This is a genomic window from Winogradskyella algicola (assembly GCF_005869935.1).
Lineage (GTDB): Bacteria > Bacteroidota > Bacteroidia > Flavobacteriales > Flavobacteriaceae > Winogradskyella > Winogradskyella algicola.
In genome coordinates this window covers 288,522-309,264 of sequence record NZ_SZQF01000003.1, presented here as the reverse complement: position 1 = coordinate 309,264, position 20,743 = coordinate 288,522, and the positions used below count along the sequence as shown (strand labels likewise).

Here is a 20,743-nt window from a genome sequence, read left to right as displayed (position 1 = left end):
AAGCGCGAAACCCACCACAAGATGAGATTTCTTTAAAGGGTCGTGGAAGATGACCACGTTGATAGGCTACAGGTGTAAAGGCAGTAATGTCATAGCCGAGTAGTACTAATAACCCATAGGCTTATTGCACGCCGCTCTTTTTATAGGTACAAACCATGTGACTTTTTTCAATATGTTTATTATACGGTCTAGACGACCGAAACAGTTTAAGGTGGTTATAGCGACGGGGCTCACCTCTTACCTTTCCGAACAGAGAAGTTAAGCCCGTTTGCGCCGATGGTACTGCACTTGTGGAAGAGTAGGTCGCCGCCTTTTTTGAAGACCCTTACTGTTACAGTAAGGGTCTTTTGTTTTTCCAGCTATTTTTTAATGAAAAAGAAATTATAGGTTATTTTTTCTTGTTGAATATACTATCTATTATTGTATTTAATCCAATATAAAGCATTCCAATAGCTGTAATACAAATTAGAATCGCAACTATTAAAATAGGATAGTATAATGGCTTGTCATTATTACTAAAGGCAATATGAAGAAGAGTAGGCCCTAAGAACATAAGAAATAGACAAATGACTAATCGTTTTATACCTTTTATAAGAAGTTCTTTATCTGTTTTGTTGTTTCCTTCCATTTTCGATACTTAGTCTTACGGATTTATATTGTTTAAGTAGTGATTCTGCTGTGGCTAGTGGTATGTTAAGTTCTTCCATTATCATTTTTATACCTCGATCTACAAGCTTATTATTGCTAAGCTGCATATCTACCATACGATTTCCTTTTACATGTCCTAACTGTATCATTACTGTAGTAGTAATCATATTGAGAACTAATTTTTGAGCAGTTCCAGCTTTCATTCTTGAACTTCCTGTTAAAAATTCTGGTCCAACAATCACTTCAATTGGGTATTGAGATGTAAGACTTAAAGGACTATTTTTATTGCAAGTTATACAACCTGTAACGATATTTTCGATATTACATCTTTTTAATGTATGAACTACGTATGGTGTTGTACCAGATGCAGCTATACCAACAACAACGTCTTTTTTAGATATTTTATATTGTTCTAAATCTTTCCAACCTTGATTTGTAGAGTCTTCTGCATTTTCTACAGCTTTTCTAATTGCTGCGTCACCACCAGCAATAATCCCTATCACTAAATCGTGTGGAACACCAAATGTTGGTGGACATTCCGACGCATCTAAAATTCCTAGTCTACCACTTGTGCCAGCACCTATGTAAAATAGGCGACCACCACTTTGTAATTTTTCTACAATAACTTTAATTAATGTTTCAATTTGTGGTAAAGCTTTTTCTACAGCTTTAGGTACAGTTTGATCTTCGTTGTTGATATTAGTTATAATCTCTTTAATTGTCATCTTTTCAAGATGATTATAGTGAGATTCTTTTTCAGTAGTTTTTTCAAAGTTCATAAGCTAAAATTACAGAATTTAAAACGTAACTTTTGTTATTGAACCGTATAAATTAACTCATCTACTTCAGATAATCTAAAATAACCAAACGGATAGTTTTCAGGGTTTGTATTATTTATACAATTACCTCTAACTGTAGCTGGTTGTGTTTCAAAGGGACCACCGGTTTCTTCACTTCCTTGTTGTAATAGTATAAACATATATTCATAAAACTGTTCTGAAACCCCATAATTTCTTATAGTTACAATATCATTTGTTGCTAAGTCTTCTTCTGTATAAAATCCAAAAATTTGATTTCCGTCTGTAAAACGGTCTTCATATACTTCTAACGTTGGGACAACGGCAATGTCACTTATAAACTCAAAAAAATAGTAATTTTCAATATTTGCAGGATCTGTATAAAATGCTTTTAATTCAATATCCTCACCAGAAAATCCACCTTCGTCATTTTGTTCTACATAATCGATTTGAACAACTGATTTTAAAGTTTCTGTAGCCGTGTAAGTTTCACCCTCATAAACAATAGTTAATACATATGTGTTGTTTAAAACAGGTATAAAGTTATAGTTTCTGTATATTCCTGTTTGGCCATCTTCAATAAAATTAAAAACATTGCTATTAGTATCTGTAATGGTTACTATAGCGTTATTAGCTGGTGGAACAGAATCATTAAAAAAGGGTGCAGTTAATGTTAACTTTATACTTTGTTCATTTCCTGATGTATTTTTGAACCAGTTAATCGATGCATCAATAACCAATCTTGGTTCAGCAGTATTTAAGTCCACATCTATAACATCTTCACAATTTGTAAATACAAGAACAATTAGGAAAAGGGTTATAATCTTTTTCATATGATTTAAAATTTAAAATTATAAGAAATAGAGGGTACGATACCAAAAATAGCAAGTCTTACAGCTTCATTAACTCCAGTAATTCTATCTTCTCTAAATGTAATATTAGCAGCATTTCTTCTGTTATAAACGTTATATATTCCAAAAACCCATTCGCCTTTAAATCGCTTTTGACTATCTGGCTTTGGATTAAAGGTTGCAGAAACATCTAATCGATTATATGATGGTAATCTACTTGAGTTTCTGGCTTCGTAACTTGGTATTACAATACCATTATACTCGTATTGACCATTTGGAAATGTGGCAGGTTGACCAGTTTGAAAAATAAAATTAGAACTCAATTTCCATTTTTTATTTAGATCATAGCTTGCTGTTAGGGAGATATCATGCGTTTTGTCAAATGGTGTATTATACCATTCACCATTATTAATACCTGTTTCTGTTTCTGTTCTTGCTGGTGTTTTTTGTTCAGATTTTGATAATGTATAAGCTAACCATCCTTTTAATCGTCCTTCATTTTTTCTGAATAGAATTTCTAGACCATAAGCTCTAGCTTCTCCATTAAGAATAACTTGTTCTATGGCATCATTCGCGATAAGATTTGCACCGTCGATGTAGTCTATACGGTTATCTATGGTTTTATAGAACGTTTCAACTTCTAATGAGAATGTGTTGTCTTTAAAAGTCCTAAAATAGCCTAGCGCATATTGATCTAAAAGTTGTGGCTTAATGAATTTACCACTTGGTGTCCACACATCTAATGGTGTTGGTGAGTTTGTATTCGATAAAAGATGAAGGTATTGAGACATTCTATTGTAACTTGCCTTTACAGACGAATAATCATTAAGCTGATATGCTAAAGAAAAGCGTGGCTCAATGTTGGCAAAAGACTCAATAACATCACTTCTGTTAAAAGACTCTGTGTCTATTGGTTCTGCTTTTTCATAAATACCTAAATCTGCATTGAAAATGACAGTATTGTCATTTTGGTAAACATTTAATTCATCTTGACCTAAGCGATGAAATGTACTAAACCGAGCGCCATAACTAAGACTAAGCTTGTTACTTAGTTTATGTTCTGCATCTAGATAGACAGCATTTTCAAATGCATATTTATCAATGAGTTTAAAAGGATTAATACCAGAATCTTCGGTATTAGGGTTAATTTCTCCTGGATTAAATTTATAATAGATACTGTTGAGTCCGTATTCTAACTTAAAATTATTATTTATATAATGTTTTAAATCGTACTTAACATTAAAGTTTCTTATACCAGATTCCCATTCAAAACCTACAAAATTTAAATCTAAGCCATAATAATAATCAGAGTAAATGAGCGACAGGTTAGAAAATAACTTATCTGAGAATAAATGATTCCACCTAAAATTAACTACAGTATTACCGTAAGTGTTTTCAAAACTATCCTGAATGCTAAATACGTCTCTACCAAAATAACCCGACAAGAAAATACTGTTATTATCATTTAAGCGGTAACTTAATTTGGTATTTAAATCGTAAAAATAGGCCACATTATCAAGGTCAAAAAGTGGAAGAAACAAATGAGCATAACTACTGCGACCACCAAATAAAAATGATCCCTTATTTTTTTTAATTGGTCCTTCTGCTAACAACCTACTGGAGATTAAACCAATGCCACCATTCATCTGAAATTTACTACTATTACCTTCTTTTTGATAAATATCTAAAACAGACGATACGCGTCCACCATACTTGGCAGGAATTCCACCTTTGTAAAGCTTAATATCTTTTATAGCATCTGGATTAAAAACAGAAAAGAATCCAAATAAGTGAGATGAATTAAAAATAGTAGCTTCATCTAATAATATAAGATTTTGATCTGCAGCACCACCGCGCACATTGAATCCAGACGAGCCTTCGCCTGCATTAGTAACACCTGGCAAAAGTGTGATGGATTTAATAACATCAACTTCGCCTAAAACTACTGGCATTTGCTTTATCGTATTTATAGATAAGGCATTAACACTCATTTGTGGTTTTCTGATATTAAGTTGTTCTATATTTTCGGTAATAACCACTTCGTCTAGACTCTCAGCAGCTTCAGTAAGTTGAAAATTTTTAGATAGGTCGTTAGTTAACTCAATAATTTGGCTTATGGTTTTAAACCCTAAATAGCTTATTTGAATGTTGTAAGTTCCCTTTGGAAGTGTAATAGAGTAGAAGCCATATTCATTGGTCATGGTTCCAGATTGAATTTCTGGAATAAGAACATTCACACCAATTAAGGTTTCGTTACTTTCACTATCTGTAATCGTTCCGCTTAATGTAAATTTTTCTTGTGCTGGTAGTACACTTGGGCAAAAAAATAATAAGAGTAGTATAACTCTATAGGTTAAAGCCATAGTTTATAAGATTGGTGTTGATTATAAAACGATTGTATAGTGCATTTGTAACACAAATTTACGGATATAAAAAAAGCTTCATTTTTCAATGAAGCTCTTTTTAACAAAAGTTTAATTTAATAAGGAATTGAGTGTTTTGCTAGGTCGCATAGCACTACTTGTTAAAGTTTCATTAGGGAAATAATAACCTTCTATATTTACTGGTTCTCCTTGGCAATCTATAAGTTCTGCTACAATTTCTTCTTCTTTAGAAGAAAGGACATTAAAAATTGAGGTAAACTCCTCTTTTAAATCAGCATCTTTATCTTGGTTTGCTAAAGCTTCTGCCCAATATAATGCTAAATAGAAATGACTGCCTCTGTTATCTAGTTCGTTTACTTTACGAGAAGGCCCTTTTTTATTTTCTAAAAGTTTCTCGGTGGCAACATCTAAAGCTTCTCCTAAAACACGTGCTTTAACATTGTTATTAACTTCAGCATAATGGTCTAAAGAAACCGCAAGTGCTAAAAATTCACCAAGAGAATCCCATCTTAAGTGATTTTCTTCAACAAACTGTTGTACGTGCTTTGGAGCAGAGCCACCAGCACCAGTTTCAAATAAACCACCACCATTCATTAATGGAACAATAGACAACATTTTTGCACTAGTTCCTAATTCTAAAATAGGGAATAAGTCTGTAAGGTAATCTCTTAAAACATTTCCTGTTACTGAGATGGTATCCTTACCTTCTTTGATGCGTTCTAGAGTGAAATTAGTAGCTTCAATAGGCGCAAGAATTCTAATATCTAAACCTTCAGTATTGTGATTAGGAAGATATTTATTTACTTTTTTGATTAATTCTGCATCATGAGCTCTATCTTTATTTAACCAAAATACAGCAGGTGTTTGCGATGCTCTTGCTCTTGTAACTGCTAATTTAATCCAATCTTGAACAGGCGCATCCTTAACCTGGCACATTCTCCAAATATCACCAGTTTCAACGTTATGACTTGTTAAAACAGTTCCGTTAGCGTCAATAACTTCAACCTTTCCGTTTGATGTCATTTCAAAGGTTTTATCATGAGAACCATACTCTTCCGCTTTTTGAGCCATAAGACCAACATTTGGTACGGTACCCATAGTTGTTGGATCAAAAGCTCCGTGTTTTTTACAAAAATCTATAGTAGCTGTATACACACCAGCATAACTACTGTCTGGAATAATAGCTTTTGTATCTTGTTGTTTACCATCTTTGTTCCACATTTGTCCAGATGTACGGATCATTGCTGGCATTGAGGCGTCAATAATAACATCGCTCGGCACGTGTAAGTTGGTAATACCTTTGTCAGAGTTAACCATAGCTAAATCAGGCCCTTCATTGAAGGCAGCTTCAATATCTGCTTTAATTTCCTTGCGCTTAGCTTCTGGTAATTCTTCAAGATTATCTAATAAATTACCTAAACCGTTATTTACATCAACACCAATTTCTTTAAATGTGTCAGCATGTTTTTCAAAAACAGGTTTAAAATATGTTCTTACAGCATGACCAAAAATGATAGGGTCAGAAACCTTCATCATGGTAGCTTTCATGTGTAAAGACATTAAAATATCTTGAGCTTTAGCATCTTTTATCTCTCTTTCTAAGAAACGTAAAAGCGCTTTTTTACTCATTACGGTAGCATCAATAATTTCTTCAGCTTGTAATGCTAAATTATCTTTTAATATAGTAGTATTACCATCAGTGTCTGTGTGTACTATTTTTACTGTGGTAGCTTCAGTTGTGGTATATGATTTCTCATTGTGAGCAAAATCCCCTTCGCTCATTGTAGCGACATGCGTTTTGGAATCTGCGGACCAAGCTCCCATGCTATGTGGGTTTTTCTTAGCGTAATTCTTAACAGCTTTTGGTGCGCGTCTGTCTGAGTTCCCTTCTCTCAATACTGGGTTTACAGCACTACCTTTAACTTTATCGTAGCGAGACTTGATTTCTTTTTCAATATCATTTTCGGGCTCGTCTGGATAATCAGGAAGTTTATACCCTTTTGCCTGAAGTTCTTCTATAGTGTCTCTTAGTTGAGGAATAGAAGCACTGATGTTTGGTAATTTTATAATATTAGCTTCTGGCTTTTTCGCTAATTCACCCAACTCACTAAGGGCATCTACTACTCTTTGTTCTTCAGTTAAATAATCAGGAAACACCGCTAAAACTCTAGCTGCTAACGAAATGTCTTTAGTTTCAATAGTTATACCAGAAGATTTGGTAAATGATTGAACTATTGGTAAAAATGAACGTGTTGCTAAAGCTGGAGCTTCGTCTGTTTTTGTATAAACAATCTTTGCTGTTTTGGTCATAGGTTGTTAAATATAATGTGAATATGCTTAAGCTTATTTTTAAGCTGTGCAAATATACAAAATAGATAGGGTTTAGCGATTGCGAGATTGCTAGTAATTGATGGTAAATTTTAAGAATTTCTTGAGTGAAATACTTAATTAGATGGATTTTTTATTTAATCTTTATTTTGAAGATATTTAATAGCCCTTCAATATTATTTTTTGAAAATTGCGCGTCTTTAAGATTGTTTTCAGCAGGATTAATATTGAAATTAAAAGCTGTTGAAAAATCTGCTTTTTCAAGGTTGGTGTTATTAAATATAGAATTCATTAAGTCGCACCGAGAAAATTTTGATTCTTCTACTTCCGTAAATGTGAAATCTACTTGATGCATTTTACAATTGCTGAAGCATGTTTTGTTGATGTTCATATTAGAAAACGAACTAAGATTGAGGTTGCAATTTCGAAAGTTGAAGTCGAGTAGAAACTCACTACAATCTTTAAAATTAATACCAACGAGCTTACAGGAATTAAAACTTACATCATTAAATGTTGTATGTTTTACGTTGACATTGCTAAAGTTGCAATCTACAAATTCACATTCTAATAAGACGTTATTAGAAATATCTGAATTTTCAAAATTGCAGTTGGTAAAGGTGCAATAGCTGTATTCTGCTTTTGGAAGTAGATTAGTGGTGTAGTTTTTATTACTGTAGTTTTGGTCAGATATGCTTTGTAAATTCATAAAACAAATATAGAAGAAAGTAGAATATGGATTTTCGTAAGTTAGACTAAGTTTTACGCTTACAGAGCGTAAAATTTGTATCGAAAACAAGGAAATTCATGATACTAGTTTATTTCTCAATACAAAATTCCATAAGAATTTCACTCGAAGTGACGAGCGTTAATCTTTAGGTATATAAAAGTAAAAAGCCATATCACTACAGTAAAACTGTTCTGACATGGCTTTTTTTTGAAACAGTACTAACGTGACCTATTTAGCTTCCACTAACTCAGCTGTATGATTTTCATCATCATCCTTTTCGGTTCAAGTGTTCCTACTTCAAGAGAAACGTTTCATATCTTTCAAAATGTATTGACCTGATACTACTAAGTTTCATAAGATTTGTTTTTCTTGATGATTTCTTTTTTGTTCTTCACTTGCGTGTCCTACACGTCCAAAAACATTGCTCATCCTTTTCACGTTCACTTTCGCTTACGTTACTTTTTCAAAGCTTTCCGCTTACGCTTTATAATCTGCAAGCATACTATAAAACTTAAGCTTCATGGTTGACTATCCAACACTTGCCTACACAAGCGGTTCGTCAACCTCAAAAAACAATCTTATTATTTTAAAGAACGTTACTTTAAACAATTAACATAAATTTAAAATTTATTTTAAAACCAAACACTGCTTGTTGTTGATTGTTTAGCTAAATTAGATTTATATTACGAATATGCAAATTTTTTAACGATTTAGATATACACAATTTATAAACCGTACTTATCAACAAAAGTTAATAAAGTTGCCAACTATTTATTAAATTAATTGAAATAAAATGTTCTTTTTCCATTTATACTTCAGAATAAAATTAAAGCTTAACTATGGCTAGGCTTTAATTTTCTTTTTCGTCTAAAAGAAAAAATCTTCATTTTCTTTCATAAAGAATCCAACAAATAATTGGCAATAAAAAAGCCTTCAGTAATGAAGGCTTTTCTAATGTTATGTGTGTTAGATTATCTTCTAACTTCTTTAATTCTTGCTTTTTTACCAGTAAGACCTCTAAAGTAGAATATACGTGCTCTACGTACTTTACCACGCTTGTTCACTTCAATTTTTTGTAAAGCTGGTAAGTTAATTGGGAAGATACGCTCTACGCCAATAGTACCAGACATTTTACGGATTGTAAACGTTTCTGAAGCTCCGCTACCTTTGCGTTGTAATACAACACCTTTAAAGAACTGTGTACGCGTTTTGCTACCTTCTTTAATTTCGTAGTATACTGTGATCGTATCACCAGCACTAAACTCTGGTAAGTCTTTTTTGGTTACAAATTCGTCTTGTACAAATTTTACTAAAGAATCCATGTTTTCTCTTTTATAATGGTTGTTTTAAATCAACATTCACGGTTTTCGCCAGAGGTTAATCCAAAAGTGGCTGCAAAGATAATTAAAAAGTTAAAAGTAGAAAGTAGAAAGTGAAAAGTTTTTTGCTCGATGTTTAATCGTTTAATCGTTTAGTTGTTTATTTGTAGGCCGTTAGCCGATAATCATTCTTCATTCAAAAGATCTGGTCGTCTTTCTTTGGTACGTTGGTAAGCTTGCTCTTCGCGCCATTTTTCTATTTCACCAAAATTACCACTAAACAATACTTCAGGGACTTTCATACCTTTATAATCTCTCGGTCTTGTGTAAATTGGTGGTGCCAACAGATTATCTTGAAACGAATCAGTTAGGGCAGAAGTCTCATTGCCCAAAACACCTGGTATTAATCTAATAACTGCATCGCAGAGCACGGCTGCACCTAATTCGCCACCAGACAACACATAATCTCCAATAGAGATTTCTCTGGTAATAAACTTATCGCGTACACGTTGGTCTACACCTTTATAATGACCACAAAGTATAATGATGTTTTCTTTTAAGGATACTTGGTTGGCTATACTTTGGTTAAGACGCTCGCCATCTGGTGTCATGTATATAATCTCGTCGTAGTTGCGCTCTGCTTGCAGACCAGAAATACATTTATCTATAGGTTCTATCATCATAACCATACCTGCGCCACCACCAAATTGGTAATCGTCCACAGATTTATAGTTGTCTGTAGTGTAATCTCTAAGGTTATGAAAATGAACTTCTACCAAATCTGCTTCTATAGCACGTTTAAGAATAGATGCTTCAAACGGACTTTTTAAAAGTTCTGGTAAAACGGTTAAGATATCTATGCGCATGGTCTTTCTAAATGAAATGCAAAGGTAGGTTTAAATGATGAATTCAATTAAAATAAATAACATACAATGCTATATATTGTTATTTGATCTCATATATAGTTAAGAAACTATTTAATCGTTCTAATTTTTTTACATCATCAGAATTAGCTTTAACCCAATTGTTTATTCCATTAATAATGTCATTACAGAATATATCAACTTGCAATTGTAATTTGTTATTAATCCTATTATTGTGAAGAACTATTAAACTTTTCTCTAGTGGAGCAACAAATTGAAAGTCATCAAGTGCTTCTCTAGCACTTTGACCTGTTATCTCTGAATTTCCTTCATGAAGATAAGCACAGCGTAAAGCGTAACAGTCACTTCCTGATAAAAAAGTTGTCTTTGTTTTTTTAGGTCCAATTTCAGCAGTGTAATAATCAAGTATGTAGTTTTCAAACCATTGACAATATCTGTGCCGAGATGACCTTTGGGATGGATACTCAATTTTGCCAGCAATATCTGGTAATGTCAATGCCAATATCAAAGCTGCATACCAATTTCTATTTTCTAATGATTGTTTTATCGAATTGATTAAATTTTCCATTTTCTCATAATGAATGTATACTACTTTAAATTTAACTAAAAACAAAAAAATCCGCAATTAAGACTGCGGATTTTCAATATTTACAAAAAGGTAATTGCTAAGCCTTATTCTTATTAATCTCATCTTGGAGTTGACGTCTTACTTTTTGCTCGCGCTCTAAAGCGTTGCGTCTATGTTCTTCAAACTCAGTTTCTACTTCTTCAAGTTTATGTTTAGCTTCCTTGGTGAGTGAGTTACTGTTTTTAAACTTATAAATAAAGAATAATAAAAAGGCAGTTAGTGCAGCAATGATACTCCACATAATAACATTATAATTAGTCTTGCTGGTTTGCATACCCAATAATGCCATGTTGTTTTTTTCTTCATTGGTTTGGTCTAAAGTGGTTTGTGTGTTTCCAAGCTTTGCCTTTAGATCATCTATTTCTTTAACTTGGTTGGCAACAGTTGCTTCAGAATTGGCTAAATCTTTATATGTTGTTTTAAGCGAATCTAAAACATTGGCTTTTAATTTTAATAACCAAGCTTGTTTTACAGCTTCGTAAGGTTGTCCATTTGTTCCTTTAAAGTTTCCAGATTTTCTAAAAACATATTCAAATTGGCTATCAATAGTACCACTGTTTAATGAGTACTGTTCTTCAGCATCGTCTTGCTGAGTTTGTGCGGTTAAGGTTTGTAGGTTAAAGGTAACTATAAGAATTACAGCGACTTTAGCTAAAAACTTCATATTGTAATTGTTTTGGTTGTGTTCGATTAATTAGGTGCCAAGATAATGAATTTATGTGCATTTGTTTCAAGAAATAAAAAAACAAATGCAACATCATTTTACTCAACAGTTCATATACGCGCTTTGAGTTGCTTTGGATGTTTTAAAACAAAAAAATCTTGCCAAACGACAAGATTTTTCTTTTCCTTTTTCAAAAGATTCTAATAATAAGTATAGCGTCTTACCTTAGAAATATATTTTGCAAGTCTAATAACTTGATGACTGTATCCATATTCGTTATCGTACCATATGTATAGGATGGCATTTTTACCATCAGCTCTCACAATAGTAGCTTTACTGTCATAAATTGATGGTGCTGAGCTACCAACAATATCGCTAGACACTAGCTCGTCACTCATTTCGTATTTGATTTGCTCTACTAAGTCGCCTTCTAGAGCATATTTTTTCATGATGGTATTCATGCTGTCTACCGAAGTTTCTTTTTCTAACTCAAGGTTAAGAATAGCTAAAGAACCATTTGGTACAGGAACTCTAATCGCATTAGATGTTAATTTACCCTCTAATGATGGTAATGCTTTGCTTACTGCTTGTCCGGCACCAGTTTCTGTAATTACCATATTAAGACCAGCAGCTCTACCACGTCTGTACTTTTTGTGGAAGTTATCTACCAAGTTTTGGTCGTTTGTATAAGCATGAATGGTTTCTAAGTGACCAGATTTTACACCAAAAGAGTCTTCAACAGCTTTTAATACAGGAGTAATAGCATTTGTGGTACAAGATGCAGCAGAGAAAATTTTAACCTCATCCGGATTGTGCTCTAAATGATTAACACCATGTACAATATTTGGTACACCTTTTCCTGGTGCAGTAAGTAAAACTTTTTCTACACCTTTAGATTTTAGATGGCGAGAAAGCGCTTTATCATCTCTAAATGCACCTGTATTATCTATTACTAAAGCCTTATTGATACCGTATTTGGTATAATCTATATCTTCTGGCGCGTTTGCAGAAATAATATTTACTGTGGTACCATTAATAATTAAGGCGCTATTTTTAACATCAACACTTACCATACCAGAGAAATCTCCGTGTACTGAGTCGTTTCTTAGTAGTGATGCACGTTTTTCTAAAACAGTTTGGTTTACTTCACCACGAGTTACAATGGCTCTAAGTCGTAGTTGATTGCCTTTTCCAGTACGAGTCATTAGTTCACGTGCTACTAATCTACCAATTCTACCAAACCCATAAAGAATAACATCTTTAGGTTCTAGCCCCTTAGAGTTATTGGCCTCACTTAATTTAGCAGAAACAAATGCTGTAGCATTATTGTACTTCTGATCTTCTAAGTGATACTCATAGGTAAGTTTACCTATGTCTAATTTTGCAGGTGGTAAATTTAATTTTTTGATTGCCTGAGCAATTTCTACAGAATCAAAAATTGAAATTGGTTTTTGAACAAATTCACCTGCGTATTCGTGCAAGTTTAAAATTTCGCTCACCTTTCTATCAATTAACTGATTTCTGAATAACACAAGCTCAATGGAATTGTCGTACCAAAGGTCGCTCACTGTTTTAATAAATTCAACCGTTGCTCTGCGACGGTCTGCCTGAAACGCTAACTCTTTTTCGTAAGTGTCGTTAAAACCCATTTTTTATTGGTTTAGTGTTTTTAATTTGGCGCAAAAATACATATTTCAAACGTTTTCGTAACACATTTTACCAAAAATAAAAACCCTTCAAAGAATTGTACTTTGAAGGGTGATTTTAATCTGTTTTTAAGGTCTTTTATCTAAAGTTGTAGACAACCTTTTCACCTTCTTTATTTATAACCTCAATCTGAAGTGGATCGTTCATACTTCTTGTTTTCATCGCGTTTTGAGCATCATCTACTGAGTATAGTTTTTTGCCATTAATACGTGTAACGATACTACCTTCTTCTATGCCTTCTCTGTTCCAATAGGCTTGGTAGCGCTCATCGAAGCGCGAAATCTTCACACCATAATCAGTTTTGAATTTTTTTAAGTCATTCTTTGAAGCATTTCTAATAATACCAATGGTTTGAAGTTCAAAAATTGGATTTTTTAATAAGGTCACAGGGACCACTTCTTCATCTCCATCTCTTATTAGTGTTACATTTACAACATCGTTTGGACTTTTAGTTTTTAGGTAGCCAGCTAAATCTGAAAACTTATTAATTTCAACATTATCTAGTTTTTTAATAATGTCACCTGTTTTAATTCCTGCTTTTTCTGCACCAGTGTCTTCTGTAACATTACTAACGTAAAAACCTTCCGTCATGTCAATACCTATTTGTTTTGCTGTTTGACTGTTTAGGGCGCTTCCGATAACACCAAGAATACCATTTTGCACATTTCCGTACTCCATAATATCGTTTACAATTTTGCGAGCAATATTACTAGGTACCGCAAACGAATAACCTATGTAAGATCCATCTCTAGATGAAATGGCCGTATTTATTCCAATTAAATCTCCATTAGTATTTACTAAAGCACCACCAGAATTACCTGGATTGACAGCGGCATCGGTTTGAATAAATGATTGGGTGTTTCTTCCGCTCAAATCTCTCGATTTTGCACTTATAATACCAGCTGTTACAGTAGAATTTAAATTAAACGGATTTCCAACAGCCAAAACCCATTCTCCAATTTTAGCGTTATCCGAGTCACCAAAGGCCAAAAATGGCAAATCTTCATCTGCTTCAATTTTTATGAGTGCAATGTCTGTGGCTTCATCAGTACCAACTAATTCTGCCATGTAGGTTTTATTATTGTTTAATGTGATGCTAATTTCATTTGCATTTTGTATAACGTGGTTATTAGTTACAATGTAACCTGTTGGTGAAATAATTACACCACTACCTGTACCAACTTGTGCACGAGGTTGCGATCGACCGAAAAAGTAATCACTCATTGTGACAGGTGCAGAAACAATTGCAGTATTTTTAACGTGTACTACTGCGTCCAAAGATTTTTCTGCGGCTTCAACAAAGTTTGGTGTTATTGCAGCAGCGTTATTAATTGTGTTGTTTGTTGGGATAAATATTGGTAGATCAGAAACTTGTTCTGTAGCTAATTGCTCTGAATGTTGTTTTTCAATAAAAAGCTTGTAACCGCCTAAGGTTAGTAAACCACCTAATACCGAAACACCAACTAAAGTTAAAATCTTCTTCATAATTTTCAGGATTTAAGTTTTTCTTTTTAACGTTTAAATTTAGATATATATTGAATTTTAATATTCATTTTAACGACTATTTAACGTCAACTTTAACTGCCCTTTAACATCGCTAAATACGGTCTTTAATTCTTATATTTGTTCAGAATTATGACAATGACATTTTATAAATATCAAGGTACAGGGAACGACTTTATAATTGTTGATAATCGTCTACAACGCATAGACAAAAACAATACCAAACGCATAGCAGAATTGTGCGACAGACGTTTTGGCATTGGTGCAGATGGTTTTATACTGTTAGAAAATGACACATCTTCAGATTTTAAGATGGTGTATTATAATTCTGATGGTAACCAAAGTTCTATGTGTGGTAATGGTGGACGTTGTATCGTGGCTTTCGCAAAGTTTCTTGGCATTATTGAGAATGACACTGAATTTTTTGCTATTGATGGTTTACATAAAGCTAAAATTAAGGATGGTATTGTGCATTTGCATATGCAAGATGTCGACAGAATTGAAGTTTTTGATAGTCATTCATTTCTAGATACAGGATCTCCGCATCATGTAGAAATGGTGTCTAATATTGAAACTTTAAATGTGAAATCTAAAGGGTCTGCTATAAGATATGGCGCACTGTATAATGAAGTAGGAAGCAACGTTAATTTTGTTGAACAATTAGCAGATAACCGATTTGCTGTTAGAACGTATGAACGCGGAGTAGAGGATGAGACATTGTCTTGCGGTACTGGTGTTACAGCTGTTGCACTAGCCATGCATCATAATAACAAGACCACAAGAAATGAAGTTGAGCTTAAAGTTGTAGGAGGTGAACTTAAGGTACACTTTGCTAAAAGTCCTGAAGGTTATAAAGATATTTGGCTTGTTGGTCCTGCAGAGCAAGTGTTTAAAGGTGAAATAGAATGGTAAGTTTAAAAGGCAAACATATCTATTTGCGAGCTTTAGAACCTGAGGATCTCGATTTCATCTATGAAATAGAAAACGATACTTCACTTTGGGTACTAAGCGACACGCAAACACCTTATTCTCGGTTTTTAATAAAGCAATATTTAGAAAACGCACAACAAGACATTTTTGAAGCTAAACAATTGCGATTAGCTATTTGTACAGCCGAAGGAATAGCTATTGGTCTCATAGATGTGTTTGATTTTGATATTAAAAACAAACGTGCAGGTATTGGAATATTAATTAAAGACAAAGCCAATCGTTATAAAGGATACGGAAAAGAAGCTTTGAATTTGCTGGTTGATTATTGTTTTAAAATCCTTCATTTGCATCAGGTATATGCTAATATTTCAGAAAGTAATGAAGCCAGTTTAAGATTGTTTGAAAACAATGGTTTCAAAAAAATAGGATTAAAGGAGGATTGGAGTTTTGATGGGCAACAATTTTCAAATGAATATATATTACAGCGTATTAACAGATAATCTATGTATATAAAGAAAATACTTTGGGCAGTTGCCGTAATTGGTTTAGTAATTTTCGGTGCTATTGCTTATTACATATATGTCGCCATGTTTCAGCCTAATACAAATTTTGAAACAGAAAAAGAATACATTTATGTGCCTGCTGATGCTAATTATATGCAAGTAAGACAGCAGTTAGAGCCATTGTTAAAAGATATAGGTTCTTTTGATGCATTGGCTAAACAGAAAAAATACACATCTAATATAAAAGCTGGGCGATTTGCCATTTCAAAAGGGATGAATAATAATGAGATTATTAATTCTATAAGAAGTAGAAATTTACCTTTAAAAATAGCATTCAATAACCAAAATAGTCTAGAGGATTTAGCCGGAAGAATTAGCACTCAAATAGAAGCTGATAGTTTGTCGCTGCTCAAAGCTATGAAAGATAAAGATTTCTTGAAGAAAAATGACTTTACAGAGGCAACAGCGTTAGGCATGTATTTGCCAAACAGTTATGAGTTTTTCTGGAATACTTCAGCAGAAGGCTTTAGAGATAAAATGCTGAAAGAGTATAACCGGTTTTGGAATGAATCTAGGCTAGCAAAAGCTAAGGAATTAAACTTATCTCCAGACGAGGTGATGACCTTGGCATCAATTGTACACGAAGAATCAAAACAAGCGGATGAGCAGCCAAGAGTTGCAGGAGTCTACCTCAATAGATTACGAATAGGTATGCCATTGCAAGCAGACCCAACCTTAAAGTTTGCAGCTTATCAGTTGCCAAAATATGAGAATACAGTGATACGTCGCGTTTTAAATATTCATAAAGAAATAGATTCGCCTTACAACACTTATAAGAATTTAGGTTTGCCACCAGGACTTATAGCAATGCCAGACTTATCTGCAGTAAAAGCTGTTTTAAACCCTGAAAAGCATAATTATCTTTATTTCGCAGCTGATGCAAAACGTTTAGGCTATCATAAGTTTGCAAAAACTCTGGCACAGCATAATAATAATGCTAGAGAATATCAAAGCTATCTGTCTTCACAAGGTATTAATAGGTAAGGCTTGAGGTGTGTTATAACACATATCATATTTCTGCTTTGTGTTAGTGGTTCTATTTTTGCGCAATCCAGACTTAATCAGTTTTTAAAACCAAGTGATTCTCTAAACAAGTCACGAAGAAATACTGTTCTTATTTCCGAAATTTCTTTAGCTACTACTACGTTGATAGGTCTAAATCAATTATGGTATGTCGATTATCCGCGATCAAAGTTTAAAACGCTAGATGATAGTGGTGAGTGGTTGCAGATGGATAAGTTAGGGCATGTATTTTCTTCCTATCAGATTGGTAGATTGGGTGCAAATACACTTAATTGGGCTGGTGTGAGTAAAAAAAATCAAATCATATATGGTTCAGCATTAGGACTTGGATTTTTAACTACTGTTGAGGTCATGGATGGCTTTTCAGAAGAATGGGGTTTTTCATGGAGCGATATGGCTGCTAATACGCTTGGTACAGGACTTTTTGTTGGTCAGGAGTTATTGTGGCAAGAACAACGTATCCTTTTAAAATATTCGTTCCATCAAACAAGATTTGCAAAGCAACGACCAGATAAATTAGGCAACGGGTTAGCCGAAGAATTTTTAAAAGATTATAATGGTCAGACCTATTGGTTGAGTGCAAATCTTAATTCATTTTTAAAAACAAATCACCTTCCTAATTGGCTAAATCTTGCATTTGGTTATGGAGCAGATGGTATGTTAACAGGCGAACCTAATGATCCTTTGTTTCTAAATCAAAATAGAACACGGCAATATTACCTAAGCCTAGATGTAGATTTAAGCAGAATTAAAACAAAATCTCATTTTCTAAAAACCATTTTTGACGTTTTAAACGTAATTAAGGTGCCTTTCCCAGCATTGGAATTAAATAGTAAGGGACGTTTAAAGATGCATTATATCTACTATTAATAACTTTTAACAAACCTTAACATGTTGATTTTCAATATTTAAATAAAATTCGTATATTTGCACGCGATTTTGATAAAGACTTTTGGGGAAAGTTTTATCAGTTAAAAATTGGCTGTTATGATAAAAAATAGCGTTAAGAATTATTTGTTGCCATTTTCAATTTGCTTAGTAATTGCGTTGGCACTTTATCCAAATTCCTCCTTAAATACAGAGATGTATTCAACAGAAGGTTTGGATTTAAACTACAATATCAAGTCAGATTTAGCCATGTCTCAAGGTAATGATGTTGCTAAATCAGATATTTTTACACCACATCTAGGTAAGTCCTTCGAAGGTTTTAAAGAAGCACTTGCATTTAAAGAATCTAGAGGAGATTATTTTACTGTAAACACATTAGGTTATTTAGGGAAATATCAATTTGGTGCTGAAACTTTAAAGTTAATTGGTATTTATAACCCTAATCAGTTTCTGTACAATCCAGAACTTCAGGAAAAAGCATTTATGGCAAATGCATCACGAAACAAATGGATTTTAAGAAAGGACATTAAGCGTTTTGATGGTAAGTATATCGGTGGAGTTAAGGTAACCGAATCTGGTATTTTAGCTGCGGCACATCTCGCTGGTCCTGGAACGGTTAAAAAGTTTTTACGCAGCTATGGAGACTACAACCTTTCTGATGCGTATGGCTCTACTGTAAAATACTACATGAAAAAGTTTTCTGGTTACGATACAACTATCATTAAGCCAAACAAAAAGGCCAAAGCAAGAATTTAACTTTTTTGAATAATAAATATAGCAGGCCTTTTATGTAGGTCCTCTTTATTAAGTTTCCAGTCTTTGGCGGGTTGTGTTTTTATAAATTCGCTAGGTAGTGTTAGATCGCAAGCTACACAAACTCTGGTTTCAGGATGTAATACATTCGCCAGGTCATCAAGCATTTTCATGTTTCTGTAAGGAGTTTCAATAAAAATTTGAGCTTGATTGTGCTCCGATGATAAACGCTCTAAGCTTTTTAATTTAGATTTTCTTTCAGCTTTGTCTATTGGTAAATAACCGTTAAAACAAAAACTCTGCCCATTCATACCAGAAGCCATTAAAGCCAATAGTATTGAAGAAGGTCCAACTAAAGGTACAACTTTTATATTCATGTTATGTGCTAAGCTAACAATATCAGAGCCTGGATCTGCGATAGCAGGACAACCTGCTTCAGAAAGTAACCCAATAGTACGACCTTCTAAGCAAGGATTTAAAAAAGTATTACGCTCTTCTTCTGTTGTATATTTATTGAGTACACTTAGCTTAAGTGAAGGCTGAGATTTGTTAGGCGAAATACGTTTAATAAAACGACGAGCTGTTTTTTCATTTTCAACAATATAATAATCAATGTCTTCAATTACTTTTTTAATAGAGATTGGTAGAACCTCCAAAGGTGGATTATCTCCTAATCGTGTTGGGATAAGATATAGCTGGCCTTTTGAGCTTGTCATTTAATTTATAACAAATTTTTTAGTGAGTTTTTTACCGTTTTCAGATTTAAGTTTTATGATATAAAAACCACTTTTTAGTTCTGAAATATTTATGCTTGTAAAAGTATCATTATTATCTTTTAAAATAGACTTTATTAACTTTCCTTGTATGTCATAAATATCAATATTTGTTGAATCACCAGATGTGCCATTCGGAAAGTCTATATTCAGAGTAGTGTTAGCTGGGTTAGGATATATAGATATTGAATTTTGAGTATTCTCATCGATACTAAGAAGGGAATCCGTAACTTTAAAAATACTACCTCCAAGACTAGAAACATAAAGCTCTCCGTTTATATCTTCACCAAAAGCTACCCAATTACCAGAGAAACTTTCAAAAGTTGAATTCCAACTACCGTTTTCAAATTTTAAATACCCAATTTCTTGCGTACATACATCTCCAAATAAATAAGTACCAACTAAATTTGGGTAAGTTGAGCCTCTGTAGACATATCCGCCAGTGATAGAGCATCTTCCGCCAGAATGTGAGTATTCCGCTACAGGAAAAGTTAATGTGCTACTGCTTGGGCAGCCAGTTAGGTTGAAGCTATTATTACCTTCATAGCATCTCCACCCATAATTGAGTCCAGCATCAGTAGAAGCCGCCTGATTAATTTCCTCTCTGGCATTTTGCCCAACATCTGCAATCCATAAATCGTTATTCATACTGTCAAAAGAAAATTTCCAAGCATTTCGCAACCCATATGCCCAGATTTCGTCCCTGGCGCTCGGATTACCTACAAAAGGGTTATCTGAAGGAATAGCGTAAGGATTTGAGACTGTTGAGTTGTTTACATCAATTCGTAAAAGCTTGCCAAGTAAGCTGTTCAGATTTTGACCGTTATTTTGAGGGTCTCCACCAGAGCCACCATCTCCGCTCGAAATGTATAAATATCCATCTGGTCCAAACTGTAATTCACCACCATTATGATTGCTAAAGGGTTGCGAGTAAGTAAGTATTTCTAATTCTGAATTAGGATCTGCAATTGTAGGATTAGTTCCAATCCTTGAGAATCGTGAGATTACGGTGTCTCCTGAATTATCTGTATAATAAACAAAAAAATAACCATTAGTGTCAAAATTTGGGTGAAATGCCAAACCTAATAAGCCTTGTTCATTCCCAATGCTCCTAACACGATCATCTATGTCTAAAAAATTTGTAGTTTCAATTGTTCCGTCAGAATTAACAATTTTAATTATACCATCTTGTTCAACCACAAACAACCTATCATCACCAGCGTGTTTTATGTTTACAGGACGATTAAAACCTGAGGCAAAAGACTCTAATTCTATATCTTGGGCAAAGGTAATATTTAGATAAATGATACCAATAATTGCAAATAGTATTCTCATAGCGTGTGTTTTTAGAACATTTAAACGTTTCTAAGTTA

Annotated in this window: 19 protein-coding genes and 2 rRNA genes; 7 read left to right on the top strand and 14 right to left on the bottom strand. The window is 33.5% G+C overall.

What is annotated here, in order from left to right; all coding sequences use genetic code 11:
- A 23S ribosomal RNA gene (locus tag FC091_RS07530) occupies window positions 1-129 on the top strand; the annotation flags it as partial.
- A 78-nt stretch (window positions 130-207) separates the two neighbouring features.
- Window positions 208-315 (top strand): 5S ribosomal RNA (gene rrf / locus FC091_RS07525).
- A 73-nt stretch (window positions 316-388) separates the two neighbouring features.
- Here the strand turns inward: rrf and FC091_RS07520 are convergent.
- The 12 genes from FC091_RS07520 to FC091_RS07465 form a co-directional block, all read right to left on the bottom strand.
- Complete coding sequence (locus FC091_RS07520) at window positions 389-628, bottom strand: DUF6095 family protein (protein ID WP_138433661.1); 240 nt, start codon at window positions 626-628, stop codon at window positions 389-391.
- A complete protein-coding gene (murQ, locus tag FC091_RS07515) occupies window positions 603-1,427 on the bottom strand; it encodes an N-acetylmuramic acid 6-phosphate etherase (protein ID WP_138433660.1) in 825 nt (274 codons plus the stop codon). Before murQ ends, FC091_RS07520 begins: the two co-directional genes overlap by 26 nt.
- Before the next feature lie 35 nt (window positions 1,428-1,462).
- Window positions 1,463-2,278, bottom strand: coding sequence for a DUF4249 family protein (locus tag FC091_RS07510; RefSeq protein ID WP_138433659.1), 816 nt, complete (start codon window positions 2,276-2,278; stop codon window positions 1,463-1,465).
- A 5-nt stretch (window positions 2,279-2,283) separates the two neighbouring features.
- Window positions 2,284-4,659: a TonB-dependent receptor gene (locus FC091_RS07505; protein WP_138433658.1), complete on the bottom strand. Its 2,376-nt coding sequence runs from the start codon at window positions 4,657-4,659 to the stop codon at window positions 2,284-2,286.
- 111 nt (window positions 4,660-4,770) lie between these two features.
- Window positions 4,771-6,990 (bottom strand): NADP-dependent isocitrate dehydrogenase, encoded by a 2,220-nt coding sequence (locus FC091_RS07500; RefSeq protein ID WP_138433657.1) that lies wholly within the window; start codon window positions 6,988-6,990, stop codon window positions 4,771-4,773.
- A 151-nt stretch (window positions 6,991-7,141) separates the two neighbouring features.
- Window positions 7,142-7,714, bottom strand: coding sequence for a pentapeptide repeat-containing protein (locus FC091_RS07495; protein WP_138433656.1), 573 nt, complete (start codon window positions 7,712-7,714; stop codon window positions 7,142-7,144).
- Between the two features lie 992 nt (window positions 7,715-8,706).
- A complete protein-coding gene (gene rplS, locus FC091_RS07490) occupies window positions 8,707-9,057 on the bottom strand; it encodes a 50S ribosomal protein L19 (RefSeq protein WP_076616552.1) in 351 nt (116 codons plus the stop codon).
- Window positions 9,058-9,239: 182 nt separating this feature from the next.
- Window positions 9,240-9,920, bottom strand: a complete 681-nt coding sequence (gene trmD, locus FC091_RS07485) for a tRNA (guanosine(37)-N1)-methyltransferase TrmD (RefSeq protein ID WP_138433655.1) — start codon at window positions 9,918-9,920, stop codon at window positions 9,240-9,242.
- 79 nt (window positions 9,921-9,999) lie between these two features.
- Window positions 10,000-10,506 (bottom strand): hypothetical protein, encoded by a 507-nt coding sequence (locus FC091_RS07480; protein ID WP_138433654.1) that lies wholly within the window; start codon window positions 10,504-10,506, stop codon window positions 10,000-10,002.
- A gap of 97 nt (window positions 10,507-10,603) precedes the next feature.
- Complete coding sequence (locus tag FC091_RS07475) at window positions 10,604-11,230, bottom strand: tRNA (guanine-N1)-methyltransferase (protein WP_138433653.1); 627 nt, start codon at window positions 11,228-11,230, stop codon at window positions 10,604-10,606.
- A 200-nt stretch (window positions 11,231-11,430) separates the two neighbouring features.
- Complete coding sequence (locus FC091_RS07470) at window positions 11,431-12,879, bottom strand: glyceraldehyde-3-phosphate dehydrogenase (protein WP_138433652.1); 1,449 nt, start codon at window positions 12,877-12,879, stop codon at window positions 11,431-11,433.
- A 136-nt stretch (window positions 12,880-13,015) separates the two neighbouring features.
- Window positions 13,016-14,422, bottom strand: a complete 1,407-nt coding sequence (locus FC091_RS07465) for a S1C family serine protease (RefSeq protein WP_171032487.1) — start codon at window positions 14,420-14,422, stop codon at window positions 13,016-13,018.
- A 150-nt stretch (window positions 14,423-14,572) separates the two neighbouring features.
- Here FC091_RS07465 and dapF point away from each other — a divergent pair, with 150 nt between their 5' ends.
- The 5 genes from dapF (at window position 14,573) to FC091_RS07440 (ending at window position 18,600) form a co-directional block, all read left to right on the top strand.
- Window positions 14,573-15,352, top strand: coding sequence for a diaminopimelate epimerase (gene dapF, locus FC091_RS07460; protein ID WP_138433650.1), 780 nt, complete (start codon window positions 14,573-14,575; stop codon window positions 15,350-15,352).
- Window positions 15,346-15,870 (top strand): GNAT family N-acetyltransferase, encoded by a 525-nt coding sequence (locus FC091_RS07455; protein WP_138433649.1) that lies wholly within the window; start codon window positions 15,346-15,348, stop codon window positions 15,868-15,870. The genes dapF and FC091_RS07455 overlap by 7 nt, the downstream gene beginning before the upstream one ends.
- Before the next feature lie 3 nt (window positions 15,871-15,873).
- Window positions 15,874-16,917, top strand: coding sequence for an endolytic transglycosylase MltG (gene mltG / locus FC091_RS07450; RefSeq protein ID WP_138433648.1), 1,044 nt, complete (start codon window positions 15,874-15,876; stop codon window positions 16,915-16,917).
- Window positions 16,918-16,920: 3 nt separating this feature from the next.
- A complete protein-coding gene (locus FC091_RS07445; protein WP_138433647.1) occupies window positions 16,921-17,826 on the top strand; it encodes a DUF2279 domain-containing protein in 906 nt (301 codons plus the stop codon).
- Between the two features lie 117 nt (window positions 17,827-17,943).
- Window positions 17,944-18,600 carry a peptidoglycan-binding protein LysM gene (locus FC091_RS07440; RefSeq protein WP_138433646.1) on the top strand — a complete coding sequence of 219 codons (657 nt, stop codon included), beginning with the start codon at window positions 17,944-17,946 and terminating at the stop codon, window positions 18,598-18,600.
- On the opposite strand, the gene FC091_RS07435 is transcribed toward FC091_RS07440, so the two are convergent.
- Window positions 18,597-19,313 carry an SAM-dependent methyltransferase gene (locus FC091_RS07435; RefSeq protein WP_138433645.1) on the bottom strand — a complete coding sequence of 239 codons (717 nt, stop codon included), beginning with the start codon at window positions 19,311-19,313 and terminating at the stop codon, window positions 18,597-18,599. The two genes, FC091_RS07440 and FC091_RS07435, sit on opposite strands and share 4 nt — an antisense overlap.
- On the bottom strand, window positions 19,314-20,705 hold the full coding sequence (locus FC091_RS07430) for a PQQ-dependent sugar dehydrogenase (RefSeq protein ID WP_138433644.1): 1,392 nt from the start codon (window positions 20,703-20,705) through the stop codon (window positions 19,314-19,316).
- Between the last annotated feature and the right edge of the window lie 38 nt (window positions 20,706-20,743).

Bases quoted from the DNA above. Each gene is read 5' to 3' on its own strand.
- FC091_RS07435 (WP_138433645.1), bottom strand. From the start codon at position 19,313: ATGACAAGCTCAAAAGGCCAGCTATATCTTATCCCAACACGATTAGGA.
- murQ (WP_138433660.1), bottom strand. From the start codon at position 1,427: ATGAACTTTGAAAAAACTACTGAAAAAGAATCTCACTATAATCATCTT.
- mltG (WP_138433648.1), top strand. From the start codon at position 15,874: ATGTATATAAAGAAAATACTTTGGGCAGTTGCCGTAATTGGTTTAGTA.
- rplS (WP_076616552.1), bottom strand. From the start codon at position 9,057: ATGGATTCTTTAGTAAAATTTGTACAAGACGAATTTGTAACCAAAAAA.
- FC091_RS07455 (WP_138433649.1), top strand. From the start codon at position 15,346: ATGGTAAGTTTAAAAGGCAAACATATCTATTTGCGAGCTTTAGAACCT.
- FC091_RS07430 (WP_138433644.1), bottom strand. From the start codon at position 20,705: ATGAGAATACTATTTGCAATTATTGGTATCATTTATCTAAATATTACC.
- trmD (WP_138433655.1), bottom strand. From the start codon at position 9,920: ATGCGCATAGATATCTTAACCGTTTTACCAGAACTTTTAAAAAGTCCG.
- FC091_RS07505 (WP_138433658.1), bottom strand. From the start codon at position 4,659: ATGGCTTTAACCTATAGAGTTATACTACTCTTATTATTTTTTTGCCCA.
- FC091_RS07465 (WP_171032487.1), bottom strand. From the start codon at position 14,422: ATGAAGAAGATTTTAACTTTAGTTGGTGTTTCGGTATTAGGTGGTTTA.
- dapF (WP_138433650.1), top strand. From the start codon at position 14,573: ATGACAATGACATTTTATAAATATCAAGGTACAGGGAACGACTTTATA.
- FC091_RS07470 (WP_138433652.1), bottom strand. From the start codon at position 12,879: ATGGGTTTTAACGACACTTACGAAAAAGAGTTAGCGTTTCAGGCAGAC.
- FC091_RS07480 (WP_138433654.1), bottom strand. From the start codon at position 10,506: ATGGAAAATTTAATCAATTCGATAAAACAATCATTAGAAAATAGAAAT.
- FC091_RS07510 (WP_138433659.1), bottom strand. From the start codon at position 2,278: ATGAAAAAGATTATAACCCTTTTCCTAATTGTTCTTGTATTTACAAAT.
- FC091_RS07475 (WP_138433653.1), bottom strand. From the start codon at position 11,230: ATGAAGTTTTTAGCTAAAGTCGCTGTAATTCTTATAGTTACCTTTAAC.
- FC091_RS07520 (WP_138433661.1), bottom strand. From the start codon at position 628: ATGGAAGGAAACAACAAAACAGATAAAGAACTTCTTATAAAAGGTATA.
- FC091_RS07495 (WP_138433656.1), bottom strand. From the start codon at position 7,714: ATGAATTTACAAAGCATATCTGACCAAAACTACAGTAATAAAAACTAC.
- FC091_RS07440 (WP_138433646.1), top strand. From the start codon at position 17,944: ATGATAAAAAATAGCGTTAAGAATTATTTGTTGCCATTTTCAATTTGC.
- FC091_RS07500 (WP_138433657.1), bottom strand. From the start codon at position 6,990: ATGACCAAAACAGCAAAGATTGTTTATACAAAAACAGACGAAGCTCCA.